Genomic DNA, 6,987 nt, shown 5'->3' on the forward strand with positions numbered 1-6,987 from the left:
AATGTGGGGTCCATCCCCTTCAGTGCGTCGTAGAGGCTGGTCACGGCACCCCCATCGCCGAGCAGGCCAAGCACATTCCCCTGCCAACGGGCGAGATGTGAGCCATTGAGGAAGATGCTCAACATGTCGGGGTCCCGATCCTCAAGGCCACCAGGAATGCAATCCACTGCCTTCTCTAGGGCCCGATGGCAATCGTCAACCATTCCTGCGTGAGCACACAACTCCGCCTCTGTGGCACGGAGCCAGGCCCAAAGGCGAGGTGATCCGCCCTTTCCCAGAATGCGCTGAGCATCTCGAACCAACTCGACCCCGAGGGCGGGCCTACCAGCCTCGCAGAGCACGAATGCCTGCTCCCCCATCGCATGCGCTAGATACATAGGAGCCTCAGCGTCCCGTGCGGCGCGCTTTGCGAGTTCGTAATGCCGCCATGCTCGCTCGACCGCCCCGGAGTCGATCGCCTGCCACGCGGCAAGGGTCGACGCCCCGGCGAGTGCAAGCGCTACGGGGCGACGCGCGGACGGCAGCACGGCAAAGTTCAGCGCATCCTCAAGAGCTGCGAGATGCCCAGTCATCTGGTCGACAAGACCAGCCGCACCCATCTGACGGTCCATCGTGCGCAGCAACTCAGTCTGAGCGTTGAACGCGCTCACCATGGACTCACTGACACAGGCGGCCGAGTCGATCCTGCCGAGCAGGTCGTCATATCCATCCGCCACAGAAGCCACAGGAGCGCTGGCGGCTTCCCTCAACTCTGCGTCGGTGACACCGAGCAACTTGCGCAGAATGCCCGCATACCGGTCCGAGATGGAGCGCTTGCCGTTCTCCCACTCGGACACGTACACCCGCAAACTCGCGGTTGAGGCCACGTCAGCAAGGTTCCGCCGGGCGTACTGCTCGATCTCGCGGACCAGTCGCTCTTGAGACCAACCACGCGCCGCCCGCGCGCTTCGAAGTCCTGAACTCACAGGCCACCGCCCGCCGTTAGTACCGATCATGGCTTCCTCCATGGTGCCTCACATCATCGCAGCTCAACAGGGGTTAACAGGGCGGAAGTTAAGTCCTGTTGGCTACCGCCACCCCCCCTCCAAAGGTCTCCTGGAGATGCACCGCGACAAGGGATCACCAACCAGAACGGCGAACCTCCTTGACTCTGGTGCGCACCAGATGCCAGTCTTCTGGTGCGCACCAGATGAAGGGATCGCGTTCCGCTCCCGGTGCGTAAGACCCCGTCGGACCCGCTTGCACGCGGTTCGAGCGGCAGGGGAGACGTAAAAGTCCGGCGTCTTCACGGAGTGATCGGTGTCATCGGCTAAGCCGTTGGTCTGGCCCTCGGGAGAGTCCCCGTGGGATCGGATCGCGGGGACCCCGGTGGTTGGGCTGCACCCGGTCCATGACACCCGCGAGGGATGGGAGATCAGCTCAGCGAGTAGCGACTGAGTGACCGCGGTAACCACGCGCCGAACACGAAGGGAGGTTGAGGCGCGCACGGAACCGCGGACCCGACAGTGACGGGCTTCCCGTCACTCGTCATGCGGGCAGGACGCCGGCTGTCGCCGCAGCAGCCTGCCCGCTTGATGAGGAATCGCAGCACGGGTCTTTGACCCTTCCTTCTCCACGCCGGAGCGGGCGCCGTCTCGCCAAGCCTGCGCCCCTCCAGGCCCCTCCAGTCCCTCCCTCTCAGGAGCCCGTAATGCCGAAGAACGAGACGCCTCCGGGCGAGTGCCCGCAGTGCTGGCAGCACGCCTACGACAAGAGCATCCATCGCCGTCTCGGCCCCGGCGAGGACTGCGCGCCGTGTATCAGCCACATGGTCAACGGATGCCCTAACCGCGTTCCAAAGAAGAGCTGGTGGCGCTGACCGGCTCTCTGTGGTCCCGGCCATGCCGGGGCCGCGGAGAGCCGGGACAGTCCCGAGCCCTTCCGAGAGGACGCACCGTGGACCAGCACCAGATTGACGAGATCGCCGCCCGCATCACTTCCGCTGCGGCGCAGTTCGCCCCGAGTCACAAGCCGACCCCGGCGCAGAAGGCGGACGCCGCGTCGGTCCTGCACGGCATGCTCCGGGGGATCGAGACCTACGGCGTGACGTTCGCCGACTTCGACGCCATCGCCGACTTCCCCCGCATGGCCATCCAGCTCGTACAGCGCCGCGACACACGCAACTGACACCCACCCGTCGACCGCCCGCCACCGCTGAGGAGATCGCTCGTGAGCCGCAACGAAACCCCCGAAGAGCACGAAGCGCGCATGCAGGCCGCGTTGAAACAGGCCGACGCGATCAACGCAGCCACCCAGAAGCAGCCCACGCAGGACACGACCGTCGTGCACGGCGAGCGCTACAGCGGCACTGTCCAAGCCAATGGCGACGTGACCTTCACCTTCTAGCCGAACCTGCGCCACTGCCTGACCGCAGTACCGCCCCGATGGTCGCAAGGCCGGGTTCGACTCCCGGCCGGGGCACGACCGGACCGCTCCACCGGTCCGGACTTCCAGCCGGGGCCGGTCGCCTCCCACCAAAGACCTGTATCGCCCCCGCTCTTCCTTCCCTTTCGAGGAGTTGCCCGATGGCTGCTGTCTTCGCTGCCGTGTTCGTCGCCCTGTACGTCGCCCACAGCGTGGGCGATCACTGGGTGCAGACCTCCTGCCAGTCCGCCCACAAGGGCCGTCCCGGCTGGGTCGGACGCCTCGCGGGCGCCCGGCACGTCGCCACCCTGACCGCCACCAAGCTCGTGCTGTTACTGCCGGTCCTGTGGCTGCTGAACCTCCCCGCGTCCGTGCTCGGCCTGCTGCTGGGGCTGGGCCTCGACGCCGCCACGCACTGGTGGGCCGACCGCCGCAGCACCCTCGCGTGGCTGGCCAAGGTCACCGGTAAGGCCGAGTTCTACCGGCTCGGTGCCCCGCGCCCCGGCCGCGACGACAACCCGCACATCGGCACCGGCGCGTACGCCCTGGACCAGTCCTTCCACCACCTGTGGCTACTGGTCGCCGCGCTCATCATCGCCACCGTCTGACCTCTCCCCCGCCCCTCGGGGGGCGTGCGCCGTCTCGCCAAAGCCTGCGCTCTCCCCGGTTTCCTTCCATCCCTCCATTTCCAGGAGTCATCATGCGTAGCTACATCGGCGGCCACGAGGCCGTCAGTGACATCGATTTCGTCGAACTCGCCCTGGGTACCCCTCTTGAGCTGTGGCTCGGGGAGCACGGCGAGAGCGAGATGGAGCGCGCGGCCCGCCTGGACGCGGCCCGCGACATCCTCGCCGAGAACCCGACCATGCCCGACGACGCGGTCCGCGTCGCGGCGCAGGCGGTGGAGGCGTACGCGCCGGAGCTGTTCCACGTCGTCCCGCTGAAGCGGCCGACCGCCCGTCGTAAGTGGGCCCGCAAGGCGGTGGCGGCATGATGACCACTGCTCCCGCGCCCGAACTGCTCACGGACCACACCGGCCGCCCCAAGCCGTTCCACGCCATGACCCTCGCCTACGAACAAGCCCGGCTGGGGATGGCCTTTCACGAGGCCGGGCACGCCGTGCTCGCCATGGCCTACGGCATGACCGTGCACGCCAGCGAGGTCATCGCCTGGGAGCCCGAAGAGGGCGGGTGGGCGGTCACCGGCAACACCGCGAGTCATGCAAACGACACCCCTCCCTGGCGCTTCGCCGCGATGTTCGCGGCCGGACAGGTCGCCCACGTCGACTACCTGATGACCTACCGCCTGTGGACGCCGGAACGGGCCCTGGCCTGCGCCGCCGTCCACGACCGCGAGCAGGCCATCGACACCCTCACCGCGCTCGGGCTGCGCATCAGTGCCGACAGCGCGCCCAAGGGCGGCAAGTCGTGGTCGATGGTGCGCGGCATGGCCCGCCGCAAGGTCAAGCACCTGTGGCGCGAGATCCGCACCGTGGCCCACGCGATGGACGAGAACACGAGGCTGACCGGCGACGAGATCGCCGCCATGACGGGCCTCACCCACATCGTGACCACTGGGGAGGTGGCGGCGTGAGCGCCACGACCACGACCGAACGCCCGGCGATCCCGCCGCTGACGCGCCCGGAACTCGGACTGGCCGGTGTCGGTGCCGCAGCTGCGGCCGGCGTCGGTTCGCTCGGCTTCCTCGCTTCCTTCGACGCCGTCTCCTCGGCCGCCCTGCGGTGGGGCTTCGCCGAACCGTGGATGCTGCCCGTCGGTATCGACGTGGCCATCCCGGTGTTCACCGTCGCCAACCTGCTGCTGATCCGCATGGACATGGGACTCGCGTGGGTGCGGTTCGTGCCCTGGCTGCTCACCCTGGTCACCTGCGGGTTGAACATCGCCGCCGGACAGGGGATGTGGGCCAAACTGGCGCACGGCACGATGCCGCTGCTGTGGGTGGTCTTTTCCGAGATCGGCGCGCACATCTACGCCGTCCGCATCGGCGCCGTGACCGGCCGCCGGATGGACAAGATCCGCTGGACCCGGTGGCTGCTCGCCCCGTGGCCGACGTTCACGCTGTGGCGGCGCATGACGCTGTGGGAGATCACCTCCTACGTCGACGCGCTCACCCGCGAACGCCAGCGGCAGTTGGCCCGCGCCGACCTGCGCGAGCAGCACGGCCGCAAGTGGCGTTCCAAGACGCCACGACGCGCCCGCGTCCTGCTCAAGCTCGGCGACCTGACCCCCGGCGCGGAACCGGTAGTTGAGCAGCCGGAACAGCACCAGGAGCCGGAGCAGGAGACGCCCGCAGCGGCGCCCGCGCCCCGCAAGCAGGCCGCGCCGCGCCGCCGCCCCACCAAGGCGCCCGCCCGTCGCACGCTCGATGAGCTGACGGTGGAGGCGCGGAAGTTGACCACGTCGTGGGCGGACGCGGACATCAACGCCGAAGCGCTGCGCAAGGGCCTGCGCTGCGGCGCCAAGCAGGCGCGGCAGGTGCGCGACGTCCTCACCGCGGAGCGCGCCGACCGGCCGCTGCACGCCGTCGACACCTCCGCCGTTGGCGGCGATGCCACGGCTGGGGAGGTGGCGGCATGAGCGAGCCACTGACCGCAATCGCCACCTGGCGGCCGGTGATGCAGGCGGCCGGGTTCCGCTGCCAGTGCACCGGATCATGCGGCAACCCGCACCTCAAGGGCGGCGGACGCTGCCCGCACGAGCACGACGCCTACACCAGCAAGCACGGCCACCGGGTGCGGCTCATCGCCGCACCCGCCAACCCGCTCACCAGCGCGGTGGCCGCCGCCGCGCTGCCCGCCGCCGAGCTGCTGGCGTGGTGCCCGGGATGTCACACCGCCGCCGCCCGCGCCGCCCGCCGGACGGCCGCCCCCGCCACTGAGGCACCGGGCCTGTTCGAGCTGTGAACCACCGACCCTGTGAGGAGTTGGGCATGGGCCTGACGTTCACTGATCTGTTCTGCGGCGCGGGCGGCTCGTCCACCGGGCTGGTCGCCGCCGGGTACGACCTGCGCCTTGCCGCGAACCACTGGCAGCGCGCGGTGGAGACGCACGCCGCGAACCACCCGGACGCCGACCACCTGTGCGCGGACGTCAACAACTACGACATGCGGCGCCTGCCCCGCACCGACGTGCTGTGGGCCTCGCCGATCTGCACCGAGATCTCCCCGGCCGGTGGGCGCAAGCGCACCCACGGCCAGCTCGCCTTCGACCTGGAGGAGCACGGCAGCGTCGCGGACGCGGCATGGGAACGCACCCGAGCCACCGCCTACGACGTCATCCGCGCCACCGAGGTCCACCGCTACCAGGCGGTGCTGTGCGAAAACGTCCTGGAATTCGTGGCCGACTGGGAACTGTTCGACTGGTGGCGGAGTGGGATGGAGATGCTCGGCTACAACAGCCAGATCGTCTCAGCGTCCTCCGCTCACGTCGGTGGGGACGACAACGACCCGGCGCCGCAGTGGCGCGACCGGATCTATGTCGTGTTCACCCGCAAGGGCATCCCGTTGCCCGACCTCAAGCCCTCCCCGCCCGCGTGGTGCGCTCAGTGCGGCGAGGACGTGTTCGCCGTCCAGTCGTGGCGCAACGGGCGCCGGGTGGGCAAGTACAAGCAGCAGTACGACTACCGCTGCCCCAACACCCGCTGCCGCCACGCCATCGTGGAGCCCTACGTGCGCCCGGCCGCCTCCATCATCGACTGGACGAACCTGGGGGTCCGCATCGGCGATCGGGCCGCGCACAAGCTGCGCCCGCTGGCCGCGAACACGGTCAAACGCATCCGCGCCGGGCTGGCGTTGCTCGGGGACCGGCGGATGGTGCTGACCGTCAACCACGGCGGTCACGACGGGCGGGCCGTACCCGCCGACACAGCGCCGCTCGCCTCGCGCACGGTGAAGATCGGGGATGCGGTGCTCGTGCCGACCGGCGGCACCTGGAACACGACGCCGACCACGACCGCCAAGCCGATGCGCACCCGGCTGGCCAACCCCAAGGGGTTCGAAGCGCTGCTGACCCCGCCGCCGGCCGACGACTCGTTCATCGTCACCCTGCGCCGCAACGCCACCGCCCGTCCCGTCTCCCACCCGGTCGACACCGTCACCGGCCAGGGGCGGCATCACTGGCTGGTGATCCCCTACCGCAACGCGTCGGCCAAGAGCACCGGCGAGCCGCTGCACACGCTCGGCACGCGGGACTCCGCAGCGATCGCCTCACCGGCGCCGCTGCTGGAGGACTGCCATTACCGGATGATCCAGCCGCGCGAACAGCTTCTCGCGCAACGCTTCCCCGCCGACTACACCGTCCACGGCAACAAGGGCGAACAGACCATGCAGGCCGGAAACGCCGTCTCCTGCAACGTCGCCCAATGGGTCGGCGCCCGCGTCGCCGACGCCCTGTCGCGCACCGCCGCCAACGCCGCCTAGCCACCACCCACACCAAAACGCGGAAATACAGCCTGCGCCCCAGAAAGCGTATCGCTGGCCGCCTTCCCGAGGCGCATCCTCGGACTCACCGGGCCCGGCCGCCAACCTTCCACAGCCTGCGGCCGGGCCCTTCACGCCCTCTTGAGG

The 6,987-nt window shown here is 69.4% G+C and carries 9 protein-coding genes; 8 read left to right on the forward strand and 1 reads right to left on the reverse strand.

Going from position 1 to position 6,987, the window contains the following annotated elements; translation table 11 throughout:
- Nucleotides 1-842: XRE family transcriptional regulator (locus tag ACQKIP_RS35050; protein WP_427745061.1), on the reverse strand; the 842-nt coding region annotated here is incomplete at its 3' end.
- Nucleotides 843-1,935: 1,093 nt separating this feature from the next.
- On the opposite strand from ACQKIP_RS35050, the gene ACQKIP_RS35055 reads away from it, so the two are divergent.
- From ACQKIP_RS35055 to ACQKIP_RS35090, 8 genes are all read left to right on the forward strand, one after another.
- The gene (locus ACQKIP_RS35055; protein WP_365862772.1) at nucleotides 1,936-2,166 is read left to right on the forward strand and encodes a hypothetical protein; all 231 of its coding nucleotides are present in this window, start codon (nucleotides 1,936-1,938) and stop codon (nucleotides 2,164-2,166) included.
- A gap of 42 nt (nucleotides 2,167-2,208) precedes the next feature.
- Nucleotides 2,209-2,385 (forward strand): hypothetical protein, encoded by a 177-nt coding sequence (locus tag ACQKIP_RS35060; protein ID WP_365862774.1) that lies wholly within the window; start codon nucleotides 2,209-2,211, stop codon nucleotides 2,383-2,385.
- A 179-nt stretch (nucleotides 2,386-2,564) separates the two neighbouring features.
- A complete protein-coding gene (locus ACQKIP_RS35065; protein ID WP_365862776.1) occupies nucleotides 2,565-3,011 on the forward strand; it encodes a transcriptional regulator in 447 nt (148 codons plus the stop codon).
- Nucleotides 3,012-3,103: 92 nt separating this feature from the next.
- A complete protein-coding gene (locus ACQKIP_RS35070; protein ID WP_365862778.1) occupies nucleotides 3,104-3,397 on the forward strand; it encodes a hypothetical protein in 294 nt (97 codons plus the stop codon).
- Nucleotides 3,394-3,996, forward strand: a complete 603-nt coding sequence (locus ACQKIP_RS35075) for a hypothetical protein (protein ID WP_365862780.1) — start codon at nucleotides 3,394-3,396, stop codon at nucleotides 3,994-3,996. The genes ACQKIP_RS35070 and ACQKIP_RS35075 overlap by 4 nt, the downstream gene beginning before the upstream one ends.
- Nucleotides 3,993-5,000, forward strand: a complete 1,008-nt coding sequence (locus ACQKIP_RS35080) for a DUF2637 domain-containing protein (RefSeq protein WP_365862782.1) — start codon at nucleotides 3,993-3,995, stop codon at nucleotides 4,998-5,000. The genes ACQKIP_RS35075 and ACQKIP_RS35080 overlap by 4 nt, the downstream gene beginning before the upstream one ends.
- Nucleotides 4,997-5,326, forward strand: coding sequence for a hypothetical protein (locus ACQKIP_RS35085; RefSeq protein WP_365862784.1), 330 nt, complete (start codon nucleotides 4,997-4,999; stop codon nucleotides 5,324-5,326). Before ACQKIP_RS35080 ends, ACQKIP_RS35085 begins: the two co-directional genes overlap by 4 nt.
- 26 nt (nucleotides 5,327-5,352) lie before the next feature.
- Nucleotides 5,353-6,840 carry a DNA cytosine methyltransferase gene (locus tag ACQKIP_RS35090; RefSeq protein ID WP_365862785.1) on the forward strand — a complete coding sequence of 496 codons (1,488 nt, stop codon included), beginning with the start codon at nucleotides 5,353-5,355 and terminating at the stop codon, nucleotides 6,838-6,840.
- Nucleotides 6,841-6,987: the final 147 nt, after the last annotated feature.

This window comes from Streptomyces sp. NPDC059900 (assembly GCF_050270335.1).
GTDB lineage: Bacteria > Actinomycetota > Actinomycetes > Streptomycetales > Streptomycetaceae > Streptomyces.

Coding starts and splice junctions, on each gene's coding strand:
- ACQKIP_RS35090 (WP_365862785.1), top strand. CDS start 5,353: ATGGGCCTGACGTTCACTGATCTGTTCTGCGGCGCGGGCGGCTCGTCC.
- ACQKIP_RS35075 (WP_365862780.1), top strand. CDS start 3,394: ATGATGACCACTGCTCCCGCGCCCGAACTGCTCACGGACCACACCGGC.
- ACQKIP_RS35070 (WP_365862778.1), top strand. CDS start 3,104: ATGCGTAGCTACATCGGCGGCCACGAGGCCGTCAGTGACATCGATTTC.
- ACQKIP_RS35065 (WP_365862776.1), top strand. CDS start 2,565: ATGGCTGCTGTCTTCGCTGCCGTGTTCGTCGCCCTGTACGTCGCCCAC.
- ACQKIP_RS35085 (WP_365862784.1), top strand. CDS start 4,997: ATGAGCGAGCCACTGACCGCAATCGCCACCTGGCGGCCGGTGATGCAG.